This window comes from Streptomyces sp. XH2 (genome assembly GCF_049725035.1).
Lineage (GTDB): Bacteria > Actinomycetota > Actinomycetes > Streptomycetales > Streptomycetaceae > Streptomyces > Streptomyces roseoverticillatus.
Genome location: NZ_JBMMMZ010000015.1, coordinates 43,594 through 67,917, shown reverse-complemented (window position 1 = coordinate 67,917; position 24,324 = coordinate 43,594). Strand labels below are relative to the sequence as shown.

Here is a 24,324-nt window from a genome sequence, read left to right as displayed (position 1 = left end):
ACTCTCGACAGACCAATGTGAGAGGGGTCACCCTGTCAGTCATCCACGCGGGGAGGCATGGATGGGCAGGAGCCGCAGAACAATTCCGGAGGAGCTTCTGCTGCTCGCTTTGGACCCGGCCACGGGAACCACGGCGCAGCCGCAGTCGCTCGACCTGGGTCTCGCCGGGGCACAGCTAGTGGAGCTGGCTCTGGCTGGACGGATAGCCCCAGACGGGGATCGTATCGCCGTGGTGATGCCGCGGCCGACAGGAGATCCGACGCTGGACACCGCGCTCGAACTGCTGCGCCGCCGCGGCAGTCCGGTCCGCGCCGTCCACTGGATCGGCGGGCCCCGGCTGGGGCTGCGCCAGACGTACCTCACGCACCTGGAGCGGTGCGGCATGGTGCATGCCGTGGCGGGCCAGATGTGCGGGGTGCTGCCGACGACGCGCTACCAGGCGACGGACACCGCGATCAGCCGGGAGATCAGGGCCCGGCTGGACAGCGCGATCCGCACCGGCGTCCCGCCGGACCCGCGGACCGCGGCGCTCGCCGCCCTGGCCCACGCGGTGGGTCTCGGCAAGCACCTCTACCCGGGCAACGAGGGGCGGTCGTCCCGCTCCCGGCTGCGGGATCTGATCCGGCACGACCCGATGGGCGGCCTCGTGGCGCACGCCGTGATGGACGTGCAGAACGGCGTCGCGGCGCAGCCGCGGCGGGCCCCGGCTCCGGCCGGTTCCGGCTCGGGCGGCCACGGCGGCGGATCCGGGCGGCGGACGTCCGTCCGCGGCGGAGCGGCGGCCGGTCAGCAGGCGTCCCAGGGGGCGCCCGTGATGGCCCGCGCCGGCGCCTCGTGAGGGCCCCGCACGTGCCCTTGGGGAACAGCGCGACGCACCACAGCACGTTTGCGTAACACTCTGGTTCGACCGCACGGCAGCGCACCGCACAACGGCGCATCGCACGGCATCCGCATCACCCACAGAGCTCGACCGACCGCAGAGCAGTCCCCCGGCCCGGTTCGGGAGCCGCGATATCGCGCGGGGTGGTGGTCCGGCCGCCCGGGACGGCGGTCCGGTCCGCCACCCCGCGCACATGCACGGGACGATGCACGGTCCGTAGCGGCCGGCCCCGGCAAACCGTTCACCGCAGGCGGACTCTGTGTCGCATTTTCCAGCGCCGCCCCGGCATGTGGTGGCAGGCTGCGAGGTCAGGAGACAGCAGCATGACGGAGCCGGAGGTGCGTCCCGTGGCGTCCAGTGTCAATCCCACCGTTAGGCGGCGCCGCTTGGGGCAGGAGCTGCGCAAGCTCCGCGAGCTCAAGGGCATGACCGCCGAGGAGGTCGCCGAGCGGTTGCTCGTCTCGCAGTCGAAGATCAGCCGGCTGGAGAACGGCCGCCGCAGCATCAGCCAGCGCGATGTGCGCGATCTCTGCGGGGTGTACGGGGTCGAGGACCACCGGATTGTCGATTCACTGATGCAGATGGCCAAGGAGTCGCGTCAGCAGGGCTGGTGGCACGCCTTCGGCGACATTCCCTACAGCGTCTACATCGGCCTGGAAACGGACGCGGCCTCACTGCGCGTGTACGAGGCATCTCTCGTACCGGGTCTGCTGCAGACGCCCAATTACGCGAGCGCCGTGACGGAGGGTTCCTGGCCCGAGGCGACGACGGCCGACATCGAGCGCCGCGTGCAGGTGCGGATGCGCAGGCAGGAGCGGATCACCGATCCGGAGAATCCGCTGCGCCTTTGGGCCGTCATCGACGAGTCGGCGCTGCGCCGGATCGTGGGCAACCGCGAGATCATGGCGGAACAGATGCGGCAGCTCGTGCAGTTCAGCCTGGAACCGCACATCACGGTGCAGGTGCTGCCTTATGACGTCGGCGCGCACCCGGGCATGTACGGGAAGTTCTCCATCCTGGAGTTCAATGACCCGCAGGACGCGAGCACGGTCTATCTGGAGGGGATCACCAGTGATCTCTACCTGGAGAAGCCGAACGACGTGCAGACGTACAGCGTGATGTACGAACATTTGCGAATGCAGGCCCTCAACGCGGAGCACTCCCGGCAGTTCATCGACCGGGTCGCGGAGGAGTGGGCGGCGGAGGCCTGACGGAAGGCGCCGCACGGTACACCCTCTGCCAGTCGCCCGGGAAGGGCGTTCCCGAATATGCCATCCGGTCGAGTGAATGGGCCGTTCATCAGGTGATGTTGGCGCGTAACGTCGGTCGCACCTCGGGAAACCGGCGTTCCGACCGGCGTTTCTGATCAAGGCACATACTCACCAAGGCATGGGAGCAATCATGGCCATCCAGCAGGGAAACACCACGTGGCGCAAGTCCTCGTACTCGCTGGCCAACGGCGACTGCGTGGAGGTCGCCTCCCCCCTCCCCCAGTCCATCGCGGTCCGTGACTCCAAGGACCCTCAGGGACCGATTCTCGGTTTCGCGCCGGCCACCTGGTCCGCGTTTGTGACGACCGTTTCCCGTCGCGCATACGACTTCTGACGAGACCAGTCGATTCGGCGTCTTCATCGTCCTCATCACCCCTAGCAGTGCGCACAGAACCCCCTCGGCCGGTCCGTCGTCCCGGCCGAGGGGGTTCTGTCGTGTGCGGGCGTGCGCGGGTGCACACGACCGTACGGGTTGTGCGATCGCAACTGCCGTGGTGCGCCGCGTGGTTGTGCCGCTACACCAGGGGGTAGCGCTCCGTCCACGCCGTGGAGACCGCGCCCGGGCCGTGCAGGTGCGCGCCCTGGGTGAGCTCCATGGCGAAGTCGTCGGCGATTTCGGCGATTTCGGCCCGTCCCTCCAGCTCGGCCAGCAGGTCCGCCGGCAGCGCGGTCTCGCCGTGCAGCGCGCCCAGCAGGTTGCCGCAGAGCGAACCGGTGGAGTCGGAGTCACCGCTGTGGTTGACGGCGAGCAGCAGCCCGTGGCGGATGTCCTCGGCGACCAGCGCGCAGTACACGCCCATGGCAAGGGCTTCTTCGGCCACCCAGCCCTGACCGAGCGTTTCGAGCCGCTCGGCCGACGGCGCGCCCTGGCGTACGGCGTCGAGCGCCTGCCGCAGCGCCGCCGTGGTCTCCTCGTGCCCCGACCACCCGGCCAGCAGGCCGAGCGCCTGGTGGACGGAGCTCTCCAGCGTCCCGCCGCGGACGACCCCGTGCACGACGGCCGCGAAGGCGGCCGCCGCCAGGACGCCCGAGGGGTGGCCGTGCGTCTGGGCGGCGCACTCGGCGGCGAGGTGGAAGACCTGCGCCGGCTCCCGGTCGACCAGCAGGCCGAACGGCGCCGAGCGCATCACCGTGCCGCAGCCCTTGGACTCCCGGTTCTTGGGGGCGGCGAGGGTGCCCATCCGGTCGTCGTCCAGCCCGGACAGGCAGGCGTTGCCCGGCGCCCGCTGCGAGTAGAGCCACTCCTGGCGGCCCAGCCGGCCGAGGCCGGGATCGCGCAGGTCGGGGGCCTCGTAGCGCTGGGTGGCCCGCCACCGCAGGTACGCGCGGTGCACGTCCCCCGCCGCGTTCCCGTCGCCGGTGCTGCGCCGGATCCCGGCGCGGATCAGGCCGTCGACGGTGAACAGCGTCATCTGGGTGTCGTCGGTGACCGCGCCGCGCCGCCCGTAGGCCCGCACGTAGCCGCGGACGCCGGCGGGCCCGTGGTTGTCGCGGATCATGCCGAGCGAGTGGAACTCGATGCCCGCGCCGAGCGCGTCACCGATCGCCCCGCCGAGCAGGCAGCCGCGGACGCGGGCGCGGAAGTCCTGCTGCTGCGCCCGGCTCCACAGTGCGGTGGTGGTCATGGTGTCCCGCCCCTTCGTCTCCTTGCCTTCCGTCCCGCCCTCAGCCCTTGAGCGGGCGGACCGTCTTCATGATCTCGTCGATCCGGGACTCCGGCAGCGCGCCGGAGACGCCCTGGTCGGCGTACATGACCCAGCTGCTGAAGCTGCCGTCGGGGAGCTTGGTGACGATGCTCTTGACGATGGCGGTGGGCGGCACGCAGGGGCTCGGGCGGTTGAGGACCTTGACCTTGGCGGTCGCGGTCCAGCCGTCGATGCCGTTCTGCTTCCAGGGCTTGGCCTCGCTGACCTCGATCTTGGGCTTGTTGCCCAGGCCGCCGTACGCGAAGACGCCCCAGTTCCCGGCCCAGTTGCGGGCGTTCTCCTGGATGCTCAGGGACGCGTCGCCGCCGGTGGTGCCGACGGTCGCGAGCTGGCCCTTGCCCGCCTCGCCGACGGCGTTCGGGTTGGCGGACGAAGCGCAGCCGCCCTCGCTGTAGTTGGCGGTGTCGCGCATCGAGATCTGCGGCTTACCGGACGCGTCGGTGTACGCGAGCATCGTGTCCTGGGGGAAGACCTTCCACTTCTCCCCGGCACCGGGCACGTCGTACTGGAGCTTGTGCTCCTTGCTCGTCTGCGTCTGCCAGCCGGCGGGCGGGGCGGCGGGGGCACCGGCGGAGGCGTCGGGGGCACCGGGCTGCTGCGACTGGCCCTGCTGCCCTTGCTGCCCCTGTGCCGGGTCGCCGGAGGGCTTGGGCAGGCCGCCGGCCGCGACGTTCTGCTTGTCGTCCTTCTTGTCGTCACCGCCCTTGAGGAGGAAGAACGCGCCGCCGCCGATGACGGCGAGGGCCACGACGCCGCCGACGACGGCGAGCAGCGTCTTGTTCTTGCCACCGCCGCCACCGCCGCTCGGCGGTGCGGGAGCGGGCGCCGGGGCCGGCGCGGGGTTCGTCCAGCCGCCCGGCGGCGGGGGCGGGGGCGCCACGCCCCCCGCGCCGCCGGGTCCCGGCGGCTGCACGGCGGGCTGGGCGAAGACGGTCGCCTGGGCGTGGGGGTTGGCAGCACCGTTCGGCGCGGCCGGGGCGGGCGCGGCCGGGGCGGGCGGGGTCACGGCGGGCTGAGCGAAGGCGGTGGGCGCCGCGTGGACCCCGCCGGGCGGCGGGACGACGGCGGGCTGGTCGACGGCAGTGGCCTCCGGACCACCCCACGCCCCGCCCTGCGGTGCGCCCTGCTGCGGAGGCTGCGGCGGATGCGGCTGCGGAGGCTGGTGGGGCTGCTGGGGATTCTGAGGCCAAGACATGCGGGCCACCCTAGACGCCCGTCGGTTGCCGTCGTGTAGAGGCATCTCGACAAGACGGCAACATTGCCGTGCCATAGGCCCCGGGAAACCGGGGGCCCGGGGCACCGCCCCGAGCCGAAGCGCCCCACCCCACCCGACGGCTAGTCGTCCAGCACCGGCAGCAACTCCGGAAGATGCCCGTCCGACGCCGCCGCCGCGGCGATCCGTTCCGCCGGCACCTCCCCGTACAGCGTCGTCCGCGCCCGTGCCGGCCGCCCGGCCGACTCCGCGATCGCGACCAGGTCCCGGACCGACCGGTACGACCCGTACGAGGAGCCCGCCATGCGCGAGATGGTCTCCTCCATCAGCGTCCCGCCGAGGTCGTTCGCACCGGAGCGGAGCATCTCCGCCGCCCCCTCCGCGCCCAGCTTGACCCAGCTCGTCTGGATGTTCGTGATGTGCGGGTGGAGCAGCAGCCGGGCCATGGCCGTGACCGCCCGGTTGTCGCGCGTGGTGGGGCCGGGGCGCGAGATGCCCGCGAGGTACACGGGCGCGTTGGTGTGGATGAACGGCAGCGTGACGAACTCCGTGAAGCCGCCCGTCTCCCGCTGGATCTCGACGAGCCGGCGGAAGTGCCCGAGCCAGTGCCGCGGCTGGTCCACGTGCCCGTACATCATCGTGGACGAGGACCGGATCCCGAGCTCGTGCGCGGTCCTGACGACCTCGATCCAGGTGGCGGCGGGCAGCTTGCCCTTGGTGAGGACCCAGCGGACCTCGTCGTCGAGGATCTCCGCGGCCGTGCCGGGGATGGTGTCGAGCCCGGCTTCCTTCGCGGCGGCCAGCCACTCCCGTACGGACAGGCCCGTGCGGGTCGCGCCGTTGACGATCTCCATCGGCGAGAAGGCGTGCACGTGCATGCCCGGCACGCGCTCCTTCACGGCCCGCGCGATGTCGAAGTAGGCCGTGCCGGGCAGGTCGGGGTGGATGCCGCCCTGCATGCAGACCTCGACCGCGCCGACGTCCCACGCCTGCGCGGCCCGGTCGGCGACCTGCTCCAGGGACAGGGTGTACGCGTCGGCGTCGGTGCGCCGCTGGGCGAAGGCGCAGAAGCGGCAGCCGGTGTAGCAGACGTTGGTGAAGTTGATGTTGCGCGTGACGATGTACGTGACGTCGTCGCCGACCGTGTCCCGGCGCAGGTCGTCGGCGATGCGGCAGAGCGCGTCGAGCGCGGGACCGTCGGCGTGGAGGAGGGCGAGGGCCTGGGGGTCGGTCAGCCGGGTGGGGTCGTCGGCGGCCTGCCGCAGCGCCTCGCGCACGTCCGCGTCGATCTTCTCGGGCGCCATGCCGGGCGCGGCGGCCTCGCGCAGCGCCTCCCAGTCCCCGTAGACCTCGTCGAAGTCGTCGCGCCGGTCGGCGGTGCGGCCCTCGGTGTCGATGGCGCGGTGCAGCTCCGTACGGCCGGAGGGGACGAAGACGTCTTCCGGCTCCTGCCAGGGCAGGCCCTTGACCTCGGCGTGCTCGTTCGCCAGCCCGGTCTCCGGGTCGGCCAGGGCGCGCACGTGCGGCAGCACCCGCGGGTCCAGCCAGGGCTCGCCGCGCCGCACGAACTCGGGGTAGACGGCGAGTCGTTCCTGCAGCCGGAAGCCGGCCGCGGCGGACTGCTCGGCGAGCTCGTCGATCTGCGGCCAGGGGCGCTCGGGGTTGACGTGGTCGGGAGTGACGGGCGAGACGCCGCCCCAGTCGTCGATGCCCGCGCCGATGAGGCGCGCGTACTCGCCGGCCACCAGGTTCGGCGGGGCCTGGAGGCACGCGGAGGGGCCCATGATGTGCCGGGCGACGGCGACGGTGGCGACGAGGTCGTCCAGCTCGGCGTCCGGCATGCCGCGCATCGCCGTGTCCGGCTTGGCGCGGAAGTTCTGCATGATCAGTTCCTGGATGCCGTGATAGGCCCGGGAGACGCGGCGCAGCGCGAACAGCGACTCGGCGCGCTCCTCGTACGTCTCCCCGATGCCGATCAGCAGGCCGCTGGTGAACGGCACGGAGCTGCGCCCGGCGTCCTCCAGGACGCGCAGCCGGACGGCCGGTTCCTTGTCGGGGGAGCCGTAGTGCGGGCCGCCGGGCTCGCTCCACAGCCGCTCGGCGGTGGTCTCCAGCATCATGCCCATCGACGCGGAGACGGGCTTGAGGCGCTGGAAGTCCGTCCAGCTCATGGCGCCCGGGTTGAGGTGCGGGAGCAGGCCGGTCTCCTCCAGGATGCGGATGGAGATGGCGCGCACGTAGGCGATGGTGTCGTCGTAGCCCGCCGCCTCCAGCCATGCGCGGGCCTCGGGCCAGCGGTCCTCGGGGCGGTCGCCGAGCGTGATGAGGGCTTCCTTGCAGCCGAGTTCGGCGCCGCGGCGGGCGATGGCCAGGACCTCGTCCGGGGACATGAACATGCCGTGGCCGGCGCGGCGCAGCTTGCCGGGGACGGTGGCGAAGGTGCAGTAGTGGCACTTGTCCCGGCAGAGGCGGGTGAGGGGGATGAAGACGCTCTTCGAGTACGTGATGACGCCGGGACGGCCGGCGGCTTCCAGTCCCGCGTCGCGCACCCGGGCGGCGGACGCGCACAGGTCGTCCAGGTCCGCGCCACGGGCCTGGAGGAGCACGGCGGACTCGGCGACGTCCAGGGCCACGCCGTCCCGGGCGCGTTTGAGCGCGCGACGCATGGCGTTGGCGGTCGGTGCGGGTCCCTGCGGGAGCGGCGGGGTGGAATTCATTGTCCGAGCATACGAGCGGGTGACGGGCCGTCCGGAAGAGGCCGGGTAGTCGTTCGTGTGCGACTGGTCACGCCACTCGGAGGCAGCCTCCGAAAGGATTCCGCCACGGCGCGCCCGGCTTTGACCCCGGGGTCCGGCACGAGGTCCGGCCCGGTCTCCGGCACGGCGTTTACAGGAACTCCGCGTGGGCGTCGAGCGCCCGCAGGATCTCCGCCTCCCCCGCCGACGGCAACCCCACCACAACCTCGGCGAGCCCCAGCTCGGCGAAGTACGCGAGCTTCCCCGCCGACGGGTGCACGGCGTACGGCACGACCTGCGGCTCGCCCGGCCGCCCGGCCTCCTGCCAGGCCCGGCGCAGCCGCGGGATCGCCTCCTTGAGGCCGCTGCCGCCCACGGGCATCCAGCCGTCCGCGTACTCCGCGACGTGCGCGAACAGCTTCGGCCCGGCCGCTCCCCCGATCAGGGTGCGCGGCCCCACGAGGTGCGGCACGTCTGCCCCGCGCGAGCGCGGCGTCCGCAGCGGCTTCGGGTGCGCGAAGCTCGCACTGACCGCGCCGAACTCGCCGCGGTAGCCCGTCGGTTCCTCCGCCCACAGCGCCCGCATCAGCGCCATCCGGTCGCGTACGAGATCCCGCCGCGTCTTCCAGTCGACGCCGTGGTCGGCGGCCTCCTCCACGTTCCAGCCGTAGCCGATGCCCAGCGTGAGCCGCCCGCCGCTGACGAAGTCGAGCGTCGCGATCTGCTTCGCCAGCGCGATCGGGTCGTGCTGGGCGACCAGCAGGACGCCCGTCCCGAGCCCGATCCGCTCGGTGACCGCCGCGGCCTGCGCCAGCGCCACCAGCGGGTCGAGGGCCCGGCCGTACTCGGGCGGCAGCGGGTCGCCCGTCGGCGCGGGCGTCTCCCGGCTGACCGGGATGTGCGTGTGCTGCGGCAGGTACAGCCCGTCGAAGCCCCGCTGCTCCAGCTCGCTCGCGAGCCGGACCGGGCTGATCGTCTCGTCGGTGAGGAAGACCGTGGTTGCGATCCGCACGCGGCGGCACCTCCTTGGCGTCGATCCTGGGTGAGCTGCCCGGACTGTGGCTCACCGTAAGCCCAAACGGTCCTGCCACGCCGACCGGCGGGGCTGACCGCCACGCAAATGTCGCAATCACGGACCGGCCCCGTACCCCTGCGCGCCACTGAGGCGTACAACAGTGCCCCCGAGGGACCTTCCGCGATGGCACAGGGAGGACGCTGATGAGACGCATCCGGCGGCGCGACCTGCTCAGGACGGCGACGGCCACGGCTGTCGCGGGGGCGGCGGGCGTGCCTACGCTCGATACCGTGACCTTCGCGAGCGGCCCCGGCGCGCCGGCGGTGACCCGCACGGTCTCCGGACGGCTGCCGGCCGGAGCCCCCGACTACGTGTACCTGCCCGTGGAAGTGCCCCCCGGCGTGCACGAGATCGCCGTCGCCTACACGTACGACCGGCCGGCCGTGCCCGCCGGCACACAGGGCAACGCCTGCGACATCGGCATCTTCGACGAACGCGGCACGGGGCTGGGCGGCGCCGGCTTCCGCGGCTGGTCCGGGGGCGCCCGCACCGAATTCGCCATCGGCACGGAACGGGCCACGCCCGGCTATCTGCCGGGGCCGGTCCGCCCCGGCACGTGGCACGTGGTCCTGGGGCCGTACACGGTCGCGCCGCAGGGCCTGGCGTACGAGGTGACGGTGACGCTGCGGTACGGGACGCCGGGCGGGGCTCCGGCTGGGACTCCGGGCGGTTCGCCCCCGCGGGCGGTGTATCCGCCGCAGCGGGCGAAAGGGCGCGGGCGGGCCTGGTACCGCGGCGACAACCACCTGCACAGCGTCCACTCCGACGGCAAGCGCACCCCCGCCGAGATCGCCGCCGCGGCCCGGGCCGCCGGGCTCGACTGGATCACGACCACCGAGCACAACACGACGTCGGCGCACGCGGCCTGGGAGGGCCTGTGGGGCGACGACCTCCTCATCCTCACGGGAGAGGAGGTCACCACGCGCAACGGCCACGTCGTCGCCCTCGGCACGGACCCCGGCACCTTCATCGACTGGCGCTACCGCGCCCGCGACGGCGCGTTCGGCCGCTTCGCGCGCCGGATCAGACAGGCGGGCGGCCTCGTCGTCCCCGCCCATCCCTACGGCACCTGTGTCGGCTGCAACTGGAAGTACGGCTTCGAGGAAGCGGACGCGGTGGAGGTGTGGAACGGCCCCTACACCCCGGACGACGAGGTCGCGGTGGCGGCGTGGGACGCGATGCTGGTCGCGTCCGTACGCGACGGCGGTCGCTGGCTGCCCGCCATGGGCAACAGCGACGCCCACCGGGAACCCCAGGTCGTCGGCCTGCCCCAGACGGTGGTCCTGGCGGACGACCTCTCACGGCAAGCCCTGCAAGCGGGGCTCCGGGCGGGCCGGAGCTGGATCGCGGAGTCGTCGGCGGTGAAGCTGTCCTTCGAGGTCACGGGCGGACGGGGTCGGCATGCGGGCATCGGCGAACGACTGGAAGTGGGGCGGGACACCCCGGTGACGGCCCGGCTGGAGGTCTCGGGCGTACCGGAACGCTGCACGGCGACGTTCGTCACGGACCAGGGCCCCCTCTTCACGACGGCGGTGGGAGGAGGCGGGGTGATCGAATGGCGCACGACGCCGTCGTACGCGGCATACGTACGGGCAGAGGTGCGCCACCCGGTGGCGGACGGCGGGGCGTCGGGAGTGCCGGGGCCGATGGTGGCGATGACGAACCCGGTGTTCCTGGGCGAGCGTTGAAGAGGGCGGGCTCTTTCACCTGTTGGGGCGGTTTACGGGTAACGCTCATGGTCCGGTGCAAGCCATCTCCCCACTGAATGCGTGCAGGGAGAGGGGACCCGTCTTGCCTGACCGTCTGCCCAGAGTTCTGACCCTCGTCGCCTTCCTGGTGGGCGTGGGGGTGATCACCGGCGCGGCCATGGTGCCGGCGGCACCCTTCGACACCATGGCGAACTCGATCAGAATCGCCGAGACCACCGACCGGACGTCGGCCCGCCCCGGGGACACGGTCCACTACACCGTGACGGTGACGAACACCGGCACCACCGCGATCAGCGGTGCGGCCATCACCGACGACCTGTCGGGCGTGGCGGACGACGCGACGATCCTCCCCGCCTCCGCCTCGGCCGATACCGGCAGGGCGTCCTTCTCGTCCCCGGAACTGCGGTGGGAGGGCGACCTGGCCTCGGGCGCCAAGGCCACGATCAGCTACTCGGCGCGGGTGAACGACCGGCCGTCGGGTGACTCCCGCCTGACCAGCAGGGTCACGTCCGGCACGACCGGCAACAACTGCCCGGCGGGCGGCGAGGACCCGGCCTGCGGGACGACTATGCCTGTGGCGCGCTGACGGGCGCGCCGCTACAGGTACAGCCCGGCGCGGGAGTGAGCGCGGGCGGCCCGCCGGTGTGCGGCAGCGGGATCACCTCGATGCGCAGGGTGAGCCGGCGGAGGGACGCGTCCAGGAAGCCCGGGTCCGCGTAGCGCGCGTGGATGGCGGCGTGGGCCCGGCGCCGGCTCGGCCGGAGGAAGCGGACGGGCCGGGAGAACTGCCCGTACAGACACCACCACGTACGGGCAGTCCCCCAGAGCCCCCTCACCTCGGCCCCCGCCGCAGATCGCGGAGCTCCTTGGCCACCAGCCCGAGCCCACGGGCGTACGTGACCGCCGACGTGTACCCGTCTCCGGGCCCCAGCCCGACCCGGTGCCGCGCCTCGCGCACGGCGGCGAGGGCTTCCTCGCGCGTGTCCCCTTCCAGCGCGGAGACCGCCTCACCGATGTGGTCGCGGAGCCGCTGGGTGATGGCCTCCACCTGACTGGGCGCGGGGAGCCAGCGGTCCATGGCGACGGCGGCGCGGATCACCGCGTCGATGCCGGTCCCACCGGCCGACGGGAGGACGTAGGTGAGGCCTCCGCCGGTGTGGGCGGTGCGGGGGAATGGAGGCATGGGTCGGCTCCCTTGCGAGCGGGTGGGGGCTGGCTGAACTACGGTCCCGCAGCACCAAGTTCAACCGCAAGCCAGGCACCAAATGGCGCCGAGAATGGCATATGCCAAACCTCAACAAGGGCTGCGTGAGCGGCAACAGGAGCTGGAAGACTGCCGCCAAGGCGAGCAATCAGGCCCAACAGAAGCTCGACGAGGACCAACACGGACGCATCCGCGGGGTACACGCGCGCGTCGCCGGGTACAGCAACAGGAGGCCTCAGAAGTGGCAGCACGACGCGGTCCGACGTTCCGACGAAGGGAACTGGGCAAGGAGCTCAAGCGCCTGCGCGAGAAGAACGGGTACACGGTGAAGGAAGCCGCAGCAGCCATCGAGAGCTCTGAATCGAAACTGAACAGGGTCGAGTCCGGCCAGAACCAGCTGCCGCGCGTCCGTGATCTGCAAGACCTGCTCAAGCTGTACGGCGTAACGGACCGCGGAGCCCTCGACCAGTTGCTGACGCTCCACCGGGACTCGCTCAGCGCCGACTGGTACAGGCCGTATCAGAACTTCATGCCGTCAGGGCAGACGCTGTACATGGGGTTGGAGTCCGACGCCCGGACGATGCGCGCCTGGCACTCCCAGCTCGTCTTCGGGCTCCTGCAGACAGAGAGCTACGCACGAGCCCTGTTCACGACGGCCAAGCCAGTCGAGGAGAGGACGACCGAGTTCGTGGAGGAATGCGTGATCGCCCGCATGAAGCGCAAGGAAGTCGTGTTCGAAGGCGATCCGATCGAACTACGCGTGATCCTCGATGAGGCGGCCCTTCGGCGCGTGGTCGGCAGCCCGGCCGTCATGCGTGAGCAGTACGAGGAAATCGCGCGGGTTTCTGCGCTTGATCACGTGACCGTGCAGATCCTCCCGATGAACCTCGCCACGTACCGGGCGAGCGCGAACTTCGTCATTCTGGAGTTTGACTCCGGTCTCGAACCCGTCGTCATGGAGGACGGACCGTCCGTCATGACCGTCACTGATCGGCCGCGCGAGGTCTGGAAGCACGCCCGGAAGTTCGATGCGCTGCGAGAAGGAGCGCTTGCCCCAGCGAAGACAGCCGAATTCCTGCATCAACTGGGAAGGGAAACCGATGAGCGCTAAACCGCGTCTCACTGCCCTCGAAGTGGCAGCAGAGATGTCGTGGTTCAAGTCCTCCTACAGCGGCGACAACGGCCCGGCTAGCTGCGTCTCCGTCGCGGCACTGCCCGATACCGTCGCTGTGCGCGACTCAAAACAGCACAACGGCCCCGCATTCGTCACCCCGTCCGCGGCGTGGTCGTCCTTCATACGCGAGGTCAGAGCCGGCCGCTGGGCGGCATAAACGCAGCCGCTGGGCTCAGGCCAGAACAGGCCGGCAGCGGAGGAGAGGGGCTCGGCCCCGTCGGGTGTCCGACGCCCGGTGGGCGGCCGGCCGCCGTACTCCTGCCGTCACGGATGCGGCTGCGTGAGGAGACCTCCCCATCAGCCTGAGCTGATGGGGAGCGGGCTGCTGCCGCGCGGTGGCTGAGCCTGTCGTGGGCGCATTCGCTCGGCTCGCCACCGTCGTGGCCGGGCGGCCGACTGCGGATCGTGGGGGCTGGTGCCCTCCCGGCGCGGAAATCCACCGGCCGGGCCGGCCTCCGCGGCGTACAAGCGCGCCGAGGACGACAGCCGTACGCCTCAACCACAACCCGCCCCACCCCCACCGGCCTCAGACGTCGTCCACGTCCAGCACCGTCAGATCCAGCTTCCCCAGCCGCTCCGGGTCGGCCAGGACCTCGATGGTGGTGATCCTCCCTTCCACCACGGTGAAGGCCATGACGGACACCGGCCGCTTCTGCGGGACGACCACGACACCAGCCGTGCCGTTGATGAGCACCGGATAGGCGAACGGGGACAGCTTGCCCCAGGACGTCGCCTGGGCGGCCACCGTCCGTGCGCCCTGGATGAGGACCGAGAGGCCGGTGCGGGCCGTGCCGCCGTCGGAGCGCAGGACGACGTCGGGGTCGAGGACGGAGACGAGGGCCTCGAAGTCGCCGTCGCGCGCCGCCGCGAAGAACGCGTCGACGGCGACGCGCTGCCGGGCGAGGTCGGGGTCGGGCGCCGGGGCCTGCCCCTGTACGCGGCGGCGGGCGCGGCTGGCGAGCTGGCGCGTCGCGGCCGGGGTCTTCTCGATGAGCGGGGCGATGTCGTCGAAGGGCACGTGGAACATGTCGTGCAGGACGAACGCGAGCCGTTCGGCGGGGGCGAGCGACTGCAGGACGACCAGCAGGGCCAGCCCGACCGAGTCGACGAGCAGCGCCTCCTGCTCGGGGTCGGCTCCGGCGGCGCCCTCCTCGCGGCTGATGACGGGGTCGGGGATCCGTATCTCCAGGGGGTCCTCGCGCCGCTGCTCCCGCGAACGCAACAGGTTCAGGCAGATGCGCCCGACCACCGTGGTCAGCCAGCCGCCGAGGTTGTCGATCTCGGAGGCGTCCGTGCGGTCCAGCCGCAGCCAGGTCTCCTGGACGGCGTCGTCGGCCTCGGCGAGGGAGCCGAGCATGCGGTAGGCCACGGCCCTCAGACGGGGCCGGTGTTCCTCGAAGCGCGTGGCCACAGAAGCTTCGGAAGTTTTTTCGTCCACCTGTCACATTCCTTCTTCGCAGCGGGTCATAGAGGCAGAGACCTGGGAGATCATCTCCCGGGCGGGTGCATGGGAGATGGTGGAGATGACCGCGAAGACCGCCCCCGTTCTGGTCACCGGTGGCACGGGCACGCTCGGCCGCCTCGTCGTGCCGCTCCTGCGGGAGGCGGGCCGCACCGTGCGGGTGCTCAGCCGGCGCGGCGGCGAGCCTGCCGAGGGCATCGAGCACGTGGCCGCCGACCTGCTCAAGGGCGAGGGAATCGAGGCCGCGCTCAAGGGCGTCGGGACCGTCCTGCACCTCGCGGGCGGCCCCAAGGGCGACGACGAGGCCACGCGGCATCTGGTGGCGGCAGCGCAGCGGGCCGGCGTGGAGCATCTGGTGTACATCTCGGTCATCGGGGCGGACAAGCTGCCGCTGGGCTACTTCAGGGCCAAGCTGGGCGCGGAGCAGGCCATTTCGGAATCCGGGATTCCGTGGACGACGCTGCGGGCCGCCCAGTTCCACGACCTGGCCCTGACGGTGGTGGAGAAGATGGCGAAGCTGCCGGTGGTGCCCGCCCCGGGCGGCCTCCGCTGGCAGCCGGTCGACGCGCGCGACGTCGCCGCGCGTCTGGTGGAACTGGCCCTCGGCCGGCCGGCGGGCCTGGTGCCCGACCTCACCGGCCCGAAGGTGTACGGCCTGGGCGACCTGAGCCGCGGCTATCTGCAGGCGCGCGGCAAGCACCGGATGCAGCTGCCCGTCCGGATGCCGGGAAAGGTCGGCCGGGCGTACCGCGCGGGCGAGAACCTGACCCTGGAGGGCGCCTCGGTCGGGCAGCGGACCTGGGAGGACTTCCTCAGCGAGCGCGTGGCCGTGGCCTAGCGCTCCGGCCGTGGCCCGGCGCCGCCGGCGGCGCACCGCTCCCCCCGCAAGTGCTGGATGCCCATGCGGTCCGTCGCGGCCGCCGCACCGCCCAGGCGGTGGACGAGGATCCAGCGGCCGTCGGGGAAGGCGCCGGCGAAGACCGAGGCGTTGCGCGTGGCGCCGTTGTGCCAGACGAGTTCGCCGGCCCGCTGCCATGCCGGGGCCGGTTCTCCCAGCACACGGTCCACCACCAGGCCGGCGAGGATGCGGGCCGCCGCCCGCGGGGTCGCCCACAAGCCGCCCGCGGGGAGGATCGCGCCGGTCATCGTCCACGGCCGGAGCCGGCGGCCGAAGAGCCCGGTCGGGACCAGGCTGCGGTCCTGCGGGGGCTGGTGAGCGACCTCGTCCCGTACGCCCAGCGGGTCCAGTACGCACTCCGCCAGCAGGTCCGTGTACGGGGCGCCCGCCGCGGCCGACAGCGCCGCGCCCAGCACCGCGTACCCGAGGTTGGAGTACTCCTCCTTCTCGCCGGGAGGAGCGACCGCCAGCGCGCCCAGGCCGGCGGTGAGGAGCTCCCGCAGCGCCTGGTCGGTGAACGGCCGGTACGGGTCCGAGCGCCGCGCCCCCGGCAGCAGGGGAGGCAACCGGGGCAGACCCGAGGTGTGCTGCTGGAGCTGCTGCAGCGTGATGCCCGTCCCCGCCGGTGTGGCGAGCCACCGCTCCACGGGATCGTCCACGGCGACGACGCCCCGCGCCGCCAGCCGCATCAGCAGCGTCCCGGTCAGCACCTTCGTCAGGGAGCCGATCTCGACGAAGGCATCGGGGTCGTGGCCGCGGCCGGTGTGGGGCGCGCAGAGGCCGCCACTGCCCAGGACGCACGAAGGCGCAGAGAAGTCCATGGCGTCCTATCCTGGCGGAAGGGGCAGGTCCGAAGGGGCGGAGCCCCTGCCCGGGAGGTGCCATGGGCATCACCAGATGGTTCTTCGAACCCGGCCACACGGGCGCCGAATTCCGCGCCAGGCACATGATGGTCACCTACGTCCGTGGGCAGCTGAAGAACGTGCGCGGCTCGCTGGAGGTCGATCCCGGCGATCCGGAGAGCGCGCGCGTGGAGGCGGTGGTCGACGCGACCCAGGTGTACACGGGCCAGGAGCAGCGCGATGCCCACCTCCGCAGCGCGGATTTCTTCGACTGCGAGACCCACCCGGAATGGACCTTCACGGGGACGGGCGTCCATCAGGCGAGCGCGACCGAATTCGAGGTCACGGGGGACCTCACCATCCGGGGAACGACCCGCCCCGTGACGTTCGACGTCACCTACCTGGGGCAGTGGGACACCCCTTGGTGGGAGGACGGCCGTGACGCCGGCCCCAGGCGCAGGGCCGGTTTCACCGCCACGACCCGGATCAACCGCCAGGATTTCGGGGTGAGCTGGAACGACGTGGTCGACCGGGGCGGGGTGGTCGTCAGCGACATGGTCGACATCACGGTTGACGTCGAGGCCGTCCTGGAGAAGGGCCGGCCTGATGAGGCCCGGCCCGAGGACGACCACCCCGAGGACGAGGACGACAGTCCCGAGGACGAAGACGACCGGCCCGGGGACGACCGGCCCGAGGACGCCTGGCCTCAGGCGGCCTAGCCCCTAGCCCCAGGTGGCCCCGGCCGGCTCCTCGACCGTGGTGTTGAGGCGGTTGAAGAAGTTGGTCGTGGCGACCATGAGGATGATCGCGGCGAGCTGCTTCTCGTCGAAGTGGTCGGCGGCCGCGTCCCATATGTCGTCCGGCACGGCCTTGCCCGTGTGGTCGGCGAGCCGCGTGGCGGACTCGGTCAGCGCCAGCGCGGCGCGCTCGGCGTCCGTGAAGAACGGGGACTCGTGCCAGGCCGCGACGGTGTGCAGCTTGTCGTCGCTCACCCCGGCCTTCTTGGCGCTCGCCACGCCCCCGTACACACAGGCGCTGCAGCCGTTGATCTGGCTGGCCCGCAGGTGGACCAGCTCCAGGATCTCCTGGGAGACACCGCCCTGGCCGGCGGCTCCGAGGAGGTGCTGGATGCCCTTCATGGCATCGGGCAGGACCATCGCGGGGTTCTTCATCCGAGCAGTCATGATCAAATCCTCCGTGTCGGCGCGGTCGCCGTCGTTGTCCGTCACTTCCATGACGGATCGGATCAGGGGGATGTGACACGTGAGCGAGAAAGATTTTCTGGCGCAGCGTTTCGAGGAACACCGGCCGCACCTGAGGGCCGTGGCGTACCGGATGCTCGGCACGCTCGCCGAGGCCGAGGACGCCGTGCAGGAGACGTGGTTGAAGCTGAGCCGCTCCGACGTCAGCGAGGTCGGGAACCTCGGCGGCTGGCTGACCACCGTGACCGGCCGCGTCTGCCTGGACATGCTGCGCTCGCGCGCCACGCGGCACGAGGAGCCGCTCCACGACGGGGAAGGCGGGGTCGTCAGCCTCCCCGACCCGGTCGTCAGCGCGGCGGACCGCGTCGACCCGGAGCAGGAGATCCTCATCGCCGACTCGGTCGGCATCGCCCTCATGGTCGTCCTGCAGACCCTCGCCCCTGCGGAGCGGCTCGCCTTCGTCCTGCACGACATGTTCCACGTGCCCTTCGACGACATCGCCGACATCATCGACCGTACGCCTGCCGCGACCCGGCAGCTCGCCAGCCGCGCCCGCCGCCGCGTGCAGGGGCAGGCCCCGGCGCCGGACAGCGACGTGGCCGCCTGCCGCCGCGTCGTCGACGCCTTCCTGGCCGCCGCGCGCGGCGGCGACTTCGACGCCCTCGTCGCCGTCCTCGACCCGGACATCGTGCTCCGCTCCGACGGCGGCACCCTGCGCCCGAGCGCGCTGCGCCGCGGCGCGGCCGGGGTCGCCTCCCAGGCGATCATGTTCGCCCGCTTCGCCGAGGCGGCGCTTCCGGCGCTGATCAACGGCACGCCCGGCGTGGTCGCCTTCGCGGACGGCCGGGCGATGTCGGTCATGGCCTTCACCGTCCGGGGCGGCCTGGTCACCGCCCTGGACATCCTCACGGACCCGGAGCGGCTGGCGCGGATCGACCTCAGCGCCCTGACGGACTGACCGCGGCGCGGACCACCGCGGCAGACCGGCCGGGGACGCAGGACTACGCAGCAGTCCCGCGCCCCCGGCCGGTCCGGCCTACTCCTCCACCACCAGCGCCGGCGTCGACCGCGTCAGCACCTCGCCGCGGAAGAACGCCGGGCTGCGGCGCTGCATCGCCAGCATCAGCACCACGCCCAACAGCAGCAGCCCCACGCCGATCACGAACACCGAGCCGACGCCCGCCACCGCACTGCCGCTCCCGTACGACGGGTCCCACATGTCGTACAGCGTCTTGCCGAACACGGCCGCCAGCAGGACGCCGCCCAGCACCGGGAACACGCCCTTGAAGAGGGCGTCCCGCACGGAGCGGCCCAGCTCTCCGCGGAAGTACCACGCGCACGCGAACGCCGTGATCGAGTAGTAGAAGCAGATCATCAGCCCGAGGGCGTAGATCGTGTCGATGAGGACGTTCTCGCTGAGGAAGCTCATGGCCGCGTAGAAGACGCCGGTGGCGATGCCGGCGGCGACCGTGGCCCGGCCGGGGGACCTGAAGCGCGGGTGGATGCGGGCGAAGGACGGCGGCAGGGCCTCGTAGGCGCTCATGGCCAGCACCGTGCGGGCGACGGGCAGGAACGTCGTCTGGAGGCTGGCGGCGGCCGAGGCCAGGACGGCCACGAACAGCAGCACGCCCAGGGCCGTGCCCATGACCGGGTCGGCGAGCGCGGCGAAGACGTTGCCGGCGGTGTCGGGGTTGCCGAGGCCGGTGCCCTCCTCGCCGGTGCCGGCGAACATCTGGGCGGCGACGGCGGTCAGCAGGTACGAACCGACGAGGACGGCCATGGCGAGGAGCGCGGCGCGGCCGGGGGTCTTCGCGCTGCCCTGCGTCTCCTCGTTGACGGTCAGGCACGCGTCCCAGCCCCAGAACATGAAGATGGACAGCGAGAGCCCCGCCGTGAAGGCCGCGAAGGACTGGACGGCGAACGGGTTCAGCCAGGTCCAGGAGAAGCCGATCGAGCCGGGCAGGTCGCCCGAGCGGGCCTTGGTCAGGGCCATCGCCACGAAGACGGCCAGGACGGCGAGTTGCAGGGCGACCAGCGCGTACTGCACGCCCTTCGTCGCGGTCATGCCCCGGTAGCTGATGGCCGTCGCCACGGCGATGAAGGCGAGGCACGTCGCCACGTGCACGGGGCGGTTCCCGTCGAGGGCGGCCACGGCGTCGTTGCCGGTGAGCTGCCCGAGGAGGAGGTAGAAGAAGGAGGTCGCCACGCCCGCGAGGTTCGACAGGACGATGATCGTGGCGATCACGAGCCCCCAGCCGCACATCCAGCCGACGCGCGGCCCGAACGCCTGCACCGTCCAGGTGAAGGACGTGCCGCAGTCGGGGACGGCCTTGTTCAGCTCCCGGTACGCGAAGGCGACCAGCAGCATCGGCAGGAAGCCGGCCAGGAAGACGGCGGGCATCTGGACGCCGACCTGGCCCGCGGTGGGGCCGAGGGTGGAGGTCAGGCAGTAGACGGGGGCGACGGTGGAGATGCCGATGACGGCGCTGCCCAGCAGGCCGACGGAGTTGCCGCCCAGGCCCTTGCCCTTGCCGGGCCTTCCGGAACGCCGCCCCTCGGCGACGCTCATCACCGTGTCTGCGGCCTGGGGCCGCGGGGTCACCTGAACCATGGGCAGGACGGTAGGGGGTGCTGTTTCCGTACCGGGGCCTCCGGCGTCCAGGAACCGGACCCTGAACTTCCAAGCAGCCACCGCCAGTTGCCCTCGCATTCAAAGGCCATCAGCGAGTTACGACCGGTAACCAACAGGCCGTACGCGCGATCGCACGCGGTGCGGGAACCGCAGCGCCGCCCCTTTTGCCCCCATTCAGAATTTTCCCGTCCCCACCGTCTCCGTGTCCCTCCCCGACCGCAGCACCGTCCCCGGCAGCGCCCCCGTCACCACGTCGTGCCGCACCGTCTCCACCCCGTTGACCCGTACGCTCACCACGCCCACCGCCCGCGAGTCCAGCCGCGGACCGTCGCCCGGCAGGTCGTGGACGAGCGTGGCCGGGCCGGCGTCGATGCGGCCGGGGTCGAAGAGGACGAGGTCGGCCGCGTACCCCTCGGCGATGCGGCCGCGGCCGCGCAGGCCGAACAGGCGCGCCGGGGCGTCCGTCAGCATCTGCACGGCGCGCTCGACCGGCACCAGCTCGCGGCCCCGCAGGCAGTCGCCCAGGAAGCGCGTCGTGTACGGCGCTCCGCACATCCGGTCCAGGTGCGCGCCCGCGTCGGAGCCGCCCAGGAGCACGTCCGGGTGCTCCCAGGTGGCCCGGCGCAGCTCCCAGCTGGCGGGGTCGTTGTCGGAGGGCATCGGCCACAGGACCGTGCGCAGCTCGTCGGCCGCGCAGATCTCCACCAGGCAGGCGAACGGGTCGAGGCCGCGCTCGGCGGCGATGTCGCGCACGACGCGCCCGGTCAGGCCGTCGTTCTCCTTCGCGTACGTATCGCCGATCACGTACCGCCCGAAGTCGGCCAGCCTGCGGAAGACGCCCGCCTCGGGGCTGCGGGCGCGGCGCAGCATGTCGGCCTGGACGGTCGCGTCGCGCAGGGCGGTGATGCGGTGCGGGACGGGCAGGGAGAGGATCTCGCCCCAGCCGGGGATGAGGTTCAGTGCGCAGAAGGTGCCCAGGGACATGTTCATGGGCGTGAGGACGGGCATCGTCAGGGCGACGATGCGGCCGCCGGCGGCGCGGGCCCGCTCGCTCGCGGCGAGCTGGCGGGGCACGCGCCCGGGCTCGGCGGCGTCGATGGTGAGGACGTTCCAGTTGAGGGGCCGGCCGGCGGCCGTGCTCATGTCCGTCAGCAGGTCGATCTCGTCGTCGTCGAAGCGGTCGAGGCAGCCGGCCACGATCGCCTCGATCTGGGTGCCCTCGTGCTCGCCGACGGCCGCCGCGAGCGCGAGCAGTTCGGCGGGCCGCGCGTGCCGGGAGGCCACGGGGTGGCCGTCGCCGTCGGAGTGGGTGGCCGACTGCGTGGTGGACAGGCCCCAGGCGCCCGCCTCCATGGCCTCGTGCAGGAGGGCGGTCATGTGCCGCAGCTGCCGCGCGTCGGGCTGCCCGCCGACGGCGTCCGGGCCCATCGCGCAGCGGCGCAGGGCGCAGTGCCCGGCCATGAACCCGGCGTTGACGGCTATCCGCCCCTCCAGCGCGCCCAGGTACTCCCCGAAGGACGACCAGTTCCAGGGCGCGCCCTCCTCCAGGGCTGCGAGCGACATGCCCTCGACCTTGCTGAGCATGCGCCGCGTGTAGTCGGCGTCGGCGGGCCGCGCGGGGTTCAGGGGCGCGAGGCTGAAGCCGCAGTTGCCGCCGACGACCGTGGTGACGCCGTGGCTCAGGGACGGGGTCGCGTACGGGTCCCAGAAGAGCTGGGCGTCGTAGTGGGTGTGCGGGTCGACGAAGCCGGGGGCGAGGACGAGGCCGGAGGCGTCCTCCTCGGTCCGGGCCCGCTCCCCCACCCGGCCGCCGGCCTGCACGGGCGACGGCGAGCGGCGGCGGATCAGGGCGATGCGCCCGTCCCGGATGCCGATGTCGGCGGCGTAGGAGGGGGCCCCGGTGCCGTCGATGACGGTGGCGCGTCTGATGAGGTGGTCGAGCATGGCAGGTCACCTTTGCTGTCGGTCACCATTACCCACGCGGAATTGCCCACGCAGCTTTGCCTGCGTGACCGGACGGGCACGCAGGGCCCGGAGAACTCACCCGCCGCAACGGCGCTCTGCTACGACGGGGAGGGTCCGGCGGAAAGCCGCCCACCGGAACGGGCACGTGAGCAGCGATCCGCCGGAGGCCGGGGCCGGGGCGGCGGATCCGGGAAGACGCCGCCCCGGTGCACGAGAGGGGCCTCAGCGTCCCGCCGCCTGGCGCAACCGCGTCGTGCGGTGCACCGGATCCGTGTCGATCTTCGGTATGACGTGCTCCCCGATCAGCCGGATGGTCCGCATCGTGTCCTCGTACGGCACGCCGACCGGCAGCCCGAACGACAGCTGGTCCGCGCCCGCCTGCTCCCACCGCTTGCACTGCCGGAAGACCTCGTCCGGGTCGCCGCAGATCATCAGCTCCTCGGCGATGAGGAGCTCGATGACCTCCTCGGTGTACTCAGGCAGGAGTTCCGGCCAGCGCGGGATGCCCTCGGGGCGGGGGAACGTGTCGTGATAGCGGAAGAGCAGCGACTGGAGGTAGTGCAGCCCGCCCGCGGCCGCGATCTCCACCGCCTTCGCGTGCGTCTCCGCGCAGACGGCCGTGGAGGTGACCATGACGTTGTCGTTGACGTACGCGCCGACGGGCTCGGCCCCCGCGATCGCCGTCTTGTACGAGTCGACGACCCACTCCATGTCGGCGACCTTCTGCACGCTGAAGCCCAGGACGCCGAGCCCCTTGCGCGCGGCCATCGCGTACGAGGAGGGCGACCCGGCCGCGTACCACATGGCGGGGTGCGCGGGCCCGTACGGCTTCGGGAGCACCCTGCGCGGCGGCAGGGACCAGTGCTTCCCCTCGAAGCCGGGGTACTCCTCGTGCAGCCACATCCGGGGGAACTCGGCGATCGTCTCCTCCCAGATCTCCTTGGTGCGGTCCATGTCGGTGATGCCCGGCAGGAAGCCGAGGATCTCGTGGCTGCCCGCGCCCCGCCCGGTGCCGAACTCGAAGCGGCCGCGGGAGAGGTGGTCGAGCATGGCGGCCTTCTCGGCGACCTTGACCGGGTGGTTGACCTGCGGCAGCGGGTTGAAGATGCCGGAGCCGAGGTGGATGCGGTCGGTCGCGTGCGCGAGGTAGCCGAGGAAGACGTCGTTGGCGGAGAGGTGCGAGTACTCGTCCAGGAAGTGGTGCTCGGAGGCCCAGGCGTACTTGAAGCCGGACTTGTCGGCCTGGATGACGTACTCGGTCTCCTCCATCAGCGCGTGGTGCTCGGCCCGGGGATCGTCCCGCCGCCGGCTCGCCGGAACGTATCCCTGCACGAAGATCCCGAATTCCACGGCGGTTCACCGTCCGTCCGTTCAGGTTTTCCGAGTTCTGACGCGACGCGCCTTCTGACGCACCGTCAGATCGCTGGCTGCTGAGACTCTGGCACCGGCCCCCGGCAACGTCAAGACGACATCGCACGCCGGTCCCCGATGACGCCGGGACAACGGCGGACACCGGCCCCCGATGACCTCCGGACAACGGCGGACGCCGGTCCCCGGCGGGGCGCCCGGCCGCCCGACACCGGGGCGTCAGTCGACTACGGGGACCCCCGCCAGCCACCCCCCGTCCACCACGAAATGCTGCCCCGTCACGTACGACGAGTCGTCCGCCGTCAGATACAGCGCCGCCCTCGCCACCTCGTCCGGGCGCCCGGGCCGGCTCAAGGGCACCAGCGTCCGGAAGAGCAGGGCGGCCTTCTCCACGTCGATCATCGGGGTGTCGATCGCGCCCGGGCAGACGGCGTTGACCCGTACGCCATGCGCCGCCAGCTCCAGGGCGGCCACGCGGGTCATGGCGAGGACGGCCGCCTTCGAGGCCGCGTAGGAGGTGAGGCGGGCGATGCCCGCGAGCCCTGCGTACGAGGAGATGTTGACGATGGTGCCGCCGCCCGCCGCGGCCAGCTCGGGCGCGGCCGCGCGCATGCCGAGGAACGTGCCCAGCTGGTTGACCCGGCACACCTCCACGAACTCCTGCAGGGGCGTGTCCACCAAGCGGTTCCGGCGCAGGATGCCGGCGTTGTTGACGAGGCCGTCGAGCGAGCCGAACGCCTCCTTGGCGGCCGCGATCGCCGCCGGCCAGTCGGCCTCCTCGCCGACGTCGAGGTGGACGTAGCGCGCCGCGTCGGCGCCCAGCTCCTTCGCCACCGCGCCGCCCTGCTCGTCCAGGACGTCCGCCAGGACGACCTTCGCGCCCTCCGCGGCGAACAGCCGCGCCTCCTGCTCGCCCTGCCCGCGCGCCGCGCCCGTGATGAGCACGACGCGGCCGTCGAGTTTGCCCATGACGCCCCTCCCTGTCGCC

The 24,324-nt window shown here is 72.2% G+C and carries 22 protein-coding genes; 10 read left to right on the top strand and 12 right to left on the bottom strand.

Features of this window, described 5'->3' with window-relative positions; all coding sequences use genetic code 11:
- Positions 1–61: 61 nt before the first annotated feature.
- The 3 genes from ACOTKD_RS29130 to ACOTKD_RS29120 all read left to right on the top strand — a co-directional run bounded on the left by ACOTKD_RS29130 (position 62) and on the right by ACOTKD_RS29120 (position 2,485).
- A complete protein-coding gene (locus ACOTKD_RS29130) occupies positions 62–838 on the top strand; it encodes a GOLPH3/VPS74 family protein (RefSeq protein WP_424891968.1) in 777 nt (258 codons plus the stop codon).
- A gap of 389 nt (positions 839–1,227) precedes the next feature.
- A complete protein-coding gene (locus ACOTKD_RS29125; protein WP_356289373.1) occupies positions 1,228–2,091 on the top strand; it encodes a helix-turn-helix domain-containing protein in 864 nt (287 codons plus the stop codon).
- Between the two features lie 190 nt (positions 2,092–2,281).
- A complete protein-coding gene (locus ACOTKD_RS29120) occupies positions 2,282–2,485 on the top strand; it encodes a DUF397 domain-containing protein (RefSeq protein ID WP_120756656.1) in 204 nt (67 codons plus the stop codon).
- A gap of 181 nt (positions 2,486–2,666) precedes the next feature.
- Here the strand turns inward: ACOTKD_RS29120 and ACOTKD_RS29115 are convergent, their stop codons facing one another.
- The 4 genes from ACOTKD_RS29115 to ACOTKD_RS29100 form a co-directional block, all read right to left on the bottom strand.
- Positions 2,667–3,776 carry an ADP-ribosylglycohydrolase family protein gene (locus ACOTKD_RS29115; protein WP_424891967.1) on the bottom strand — a complete coding sequence of 370 codons (1,110 nt, stop codon included), beginning with the start codon at positions 3,774–3,776 and terminating at the stop codon, positions 2,667–2,669.
- 40 nt (positions 3,777–3,816) lie between these two features.
- Positions 3,817–5,052 carry a hypothetical protein gene (locus ACOTKD_RS29110; RefSeq protein ID WP_424891966.1) on the bottom strand — a complete coding sequence of 412 codons (1,236 nt, stop codon included), beginning with the start codon at positions 5,050–5,052 and terminating at the stop codon, positions 3,817–3,819.
- 140 nt (positions 5,053–5,192) lie between these two features.
- The gene (locus ACOTKD_RS29105) at positions 5,193–7,787 is read right to left on the bottom strand and encodes a bifunctional FO biosynthesis protein CofGH (protein ID WP_424891965.1); all 2,595 of its coding nucleotides are present in this window, start codon (positions 7,785–7,787) and stop codon (positions 5,193–5,195) included.
- A gap of 169 nt (positions 7,788–7,956) precedes the next feature.
- On the bottom strand, positions 7,957–8,817 hold the full coding sequence (locus ACOTKD_RS29100; RefSeq protein WP_424891964.1) for a TIGR03619 family F420-dependent LLM class oxidoreductase: 861 nt from the start codon (positions 8,815–8,817) through the stop codon (positions 7,957–7,959).
- A 206-nt stretch (positions 8,818–9,023) separates the two neighbouring features.
- Between ACOTKD_RS29100 and ACOTKD_RS29095 the strand changes: the two genes are divergently transcribed.
- Both ACOTKD_RS29095 and ACOTKD_RS29090 read left to right on the top strand, forming a co-directional pair.
- Positions 9,024–10,568 carry a CehA/McbA family metallohydrolase gene (locus ACOTKD_RS29095; RefSeq protein ID WP_424891963.1) on the top strand — a complete coding sequence of 515 codons (1,545 nt, stop codon included), beginning with the start codon at positions 9,024–9,026 and terminating at the stop codon, positions 10,566–10,568.
- Positions 10,569–10,671: 103 nt separating this feature from the next.
- The gene (locus tag ACOTKD_RS29090; RefSeq protein ID WP_424891962.1) at positions 10,672–11,175 is read left to right on the top strand and encodes a DUF7507 domain-containing protein; all 504 of its coding nucleotides are present in this window, start codon (positions 10,672–10,674) and stop codon (positions 11,173–11,175) included.
- 246 nt (positions 11,176–11,421) lie between these two features.
- Here ACOTKD_RS29090 and ACOTKD_RS29085 read toward each other — a convergent pair whose 3' ends face one another.
- The gene (locus ACOTKD_RS29085; protein ID WP_424891961.1) at positions 11,422–11,772 is read right to left on the bottom strand and encodes a DUF6415 family natural product biosynthesis protein; all 351 of its coding nucleotides are present in this window, start codon (positions 11,770–11,772) and stop codon (positions 11,422–11,424) included.
- Between the two features lie 262 nt (positions 11,773–12,034).
- Here ACOTKD_RS29085 and ACOTKD_RS29080 point away from each other — a divergent pair, with 262 nt between their 5' ends.
- Both ACOTKD_RS29080 and ACOTKD_RS29075 read left to right on the top strand, forming a co-directional pair.
- The gene (locus ACOTKD_RS29080; RefSeq protein ID WP_424891960.1) at positions 12,035–12,904 is read left to right on the top strand and encodes a helix-turn-helix domain-containing protein; all 870 of its coding nucleotides are present in this window, start codon (positions 12,035–12,037) and stop codon (positions 12,902–12,904) included.
- A complete protein-coding gene (locus ACOTKD_RS29075; protein ID WP_424891959.1) occupies positions 12,822–13,124 on the top strand; it encodes a DUF397 domain-containing protein in 303 nt (100 codons plus the stop codon). The genes ACOTKD_RS29080 and ACOTKD_RS29075 overlap by 83 nt, the downstream gene beginning before the upstream one ends.
- A gap of 369 nt (positions 13,125–13,493) precedes the next feature.
- Here ACOTKD_RS29075 and ACOTKD_RS29070 read toward each other — a convergent pair whose 3' ends face one another.
- Positions 13,494–14,378 (bottom strand): sigma-70 family RNA polymerase sigma factor, encoded by an 885-nt coding sequence (locus ACOTKD_RS29070; RefSeq protein WP_424891958.1) that lies wholly within the window; start codon positions 14,376–14,378, stop codon positions 13,494–13,496.
- Between the two features lie 112 nt (positions 14,379–14,490).
- Between ACOTKD_RS29070 and ACOTKD_RS29065 the strand changes: the two genes are divergently transcribed.
- Positions 14,491–15,267 carry an SDR family oxidoreductase gene (locus ACOTKD_RS29065; RefSeq protein WP_424891957.1) on the top strand — a complete coding sequence of 259 codons (777 nt, stop codon included), beginning with the start codon at positions 14,491–14,493 and terminating at the stop codon, positions 15,265–15,267.
- Here the strand turns inward: ACOTKD_RS29065 and ACOTKD_RS29060 are convergent.
- Positions 15,264–16,148, bottom strand: coding sequence for a serine hydrolase domain-containing protein (locus ACOTKD_RS29060; protein WP_424891956.1), 885 nt, complete (start codon positions 16,146–16,148; stop codon positions 15,264–15,266). The two genes, ACOTKD_RS29065 and ACOTKD_RS29060, sit on opposite strands and share 4 nt — an antisense overlap.
- A gap of 62 nt (positions 16,149–16,210) precedes the next feature.
- On the opposite strand from ACOTKD_RS29060, the gene ACOTKD_RS29055 reads away from it, so the two are divergent.
- On the top strand, positions 16,211–16,888 hold the full coding sequence (locus ACOTKD_RS29055; protein ID WP_424891955.1) for a YceI family protein: 678 nt from the start codon (positions 16,211–16,213) through the stop codon (positions 16,886–16,888).
- A 3-nt stretch (positions 16,889–16,891) separates the two neighbouring features.
- Here the strand turns inward: ACOTKD_RS29055 and ACOTKD_RS29050 are convergent, their stop codons facing one another.
- Positions 16,892–17,353, bottom strand: a complete 462-nt coding sequence (locus ACOTKD_RS29050; protein ID WP_424891954.1) for a carboxymuconolactone decarboxylase family protein — start codon at positions 17,351–17,353, stop codon at positions 16,892–16,894.
- A 79-nt stretch (positions 17,354–17,432) separates the two neighbouring features.
- Between ACOTKD_RS29050 and ACOTKD_RS29045 the strand changes: the two genes are divergently transcribed.
- Positions 17,433–18,329 carry a sigma-70 family RNA polymerase sigma factor gene (locus tag ACOTKD_RS29045; RefSeq protein WP_424891953.1) on the top strand — a complete coding sequence of 299 codons (897 nt, stop codon included), beginning with the start codon at positions 17,433–17,435 and terminating at the stop codon, positions 18,327–18,329.
- A 78-nt stretch (positions 18,330–18,407) separates the two neighbouring features.
- On the opposite strand, the gene ACOTKD_RS29040 is transcribed toward ACOTKD_RS29045, so the two are convergent.
- The 4 genes from ACOTKD_RS29040 to ACOTKD_RS29025 all read right to left on the bottom strand — a co-directional run bounded on the left by ACOTKD_RS29040 (position 18,408) and on the right by ACOTKD_RS29025 (position 24,305).
- Positions 18,408–19,982 (bottom strand): APC family permease, encoded by a 1,575-nt coding sequence (locus ACOTKD_RS29040; RefSeq protein ID WP_424891952.1) that lies wholly within the window; start codon positions 19,980–19,982, stop codon positions 18,408–18,410.
- A 195-nt stretch (positions 19,983–20,177) separates the two neighbouring features.
- Entirely contained in the window at positions 20,178–21,947 is a 1,770-nt protein-coding gene (locus ACOTKD_RS29035) for an N-acyl-D-amino-acid deacylase family protein (protein ID WP_424891951.1), read from the bottom strand.
- A gap of 243 nt (positions 21,948–22,190) precedes the next feature.
- The gene (locus tag ACOTKD_RS29030) at positions 22,191–23,318 is read right to left on the bottom strand and encodes an LLM class flavin-dependent oxidoreductase (RefSeq protein ID WP_424891950.1); all 1,128 of its coding nucleotides are present in this window, start codon (positions 23,316–23,318) and stop codon (positions 22,191–22,193) included.
- Positions 23,319–23,555: 237 nt separating this feature from the next.
- On the bottom strand, positions 23,556–24,305 hold the full coding sequence (locus ACOTKD_RS29025) for a glucose 1-dehydrogenase (RefSeq protein ID WP_424891949.1): 750 nt from the start codon (positions 24,303–24,305) through the stop codon (positions 23,556–23,558).
- Positions 24,306–24,324 lie beyond the last annotated feature (19 nt).

Bases quoted from the DNA above. Each gene is read 5' to 3' on its own strand.
- ACOTKD_RS29130 (WP_424891968.1), top strand. From the start codon at position 62: ATGGGCAGGAGCCGCAGAACAATTCCGGAGGAGCTTCTGCTGCTCGCT.
- ACOTKD_RS29120 (WP_120756656.1), top strand. From the start codon at position 2,282: ATGGCCATCCAGCAGGGAAACACCACGTGGCGCAAGTCCTCGTACTCG.
- ACOTKD_RS29115 (WP_424891967.1), bottom strand. From the start codon at position 3,776: ATGACCACCACCGCACTGTGGAGCCGGGCGCAGCAGCAGGACTTCCGC.
- ACOTKD_RS29110 (WP_424891966.1), bottom strand. From the start codon at position 5,052: ATGTCTTGGCCTCAGAATCCCCAGCAGCCCCACCAGCCTCCGCAGCCG.
- ACOTKD_RS29105 (WP_424891965.1), bottom strand. From the start codon at position 7,787: ATGAATTCCACCCCGCCGCTCCCGCAGGGACCCGCACCGACCGCCAAC.
- ACOTKD_RS29095 (WP_424891963.1), top strand. From the start codon at position 9,024: ATGAGACGCATCCGGCGGCGCGACCTGCTCAGGACGGCGACGGCCACG.
- ACOTKD_RS29085 (WP_424891961.1), bottom strand. From the start codon at position 11,772: ATGCCTCCATTCCCCCGCACCGCCCACACCGGCGGAGGCCTCACCTAC.
- ACOTKD_RS29075 (WP_424891959.1), top strand. From the start codon at position 12,822: ATGCGCTGCGAGAAGGAGCGCTTGCCCCAGCGAAGACAGCCGAATTCC.
- ACOTKD_RS29065 (WP_424891957.1), top strand. From the start codon at position 14,491: ATGACCGCGAAGACCGCCCCCGTTCTGGTCACCGGTGGCACGGGCACG.
- ACOTKD_RS29060 (WP_424891956.1), bottom strand. From the start codon at position 16,148: ATGGACTTCTCTGCGCCTTCGTGCGTCCTGGGCAGTGGCGGCCTCTGC.
- ACOTKD_RS29055 (WP_424891955.1), top strand. From the start codon at position 16,211: ATGGGCATCACCAGATGGTTCTTCGAACCCGGCCACACGGGCGCCGAA.
- ACOTKD_RS29050 (WP_424891954.1), bottom strand. From the start codon at position 17,353: ATGACTGCTCGGATGAAGAACCCCGCGATGGTCCTGCCCGATGCCATG.
- ACOTKD_RS29040 (WP_424891952.1), bottom strand. From the start codon at position 19,982: ATGGTTCAGGTGACCCCGCGGCCCCAGGCCGCAGACACGGTGATGAGC.
- ACOTKD_RS29035 (WP_424891951.1), bottom strand. From the start codon at position 21,947: ATGCTCGACCACCTCATCAGACGCGCCACCGTCATCGACGGCACCGGG.
- ACOTKD_RS29025 (WP_424891949.1), bottom strand. From the start codon at position 24,305: ATGGGCAAACTCGACGGCCGCGTCGTGCTCATCACGGGCGCGGCGCGC.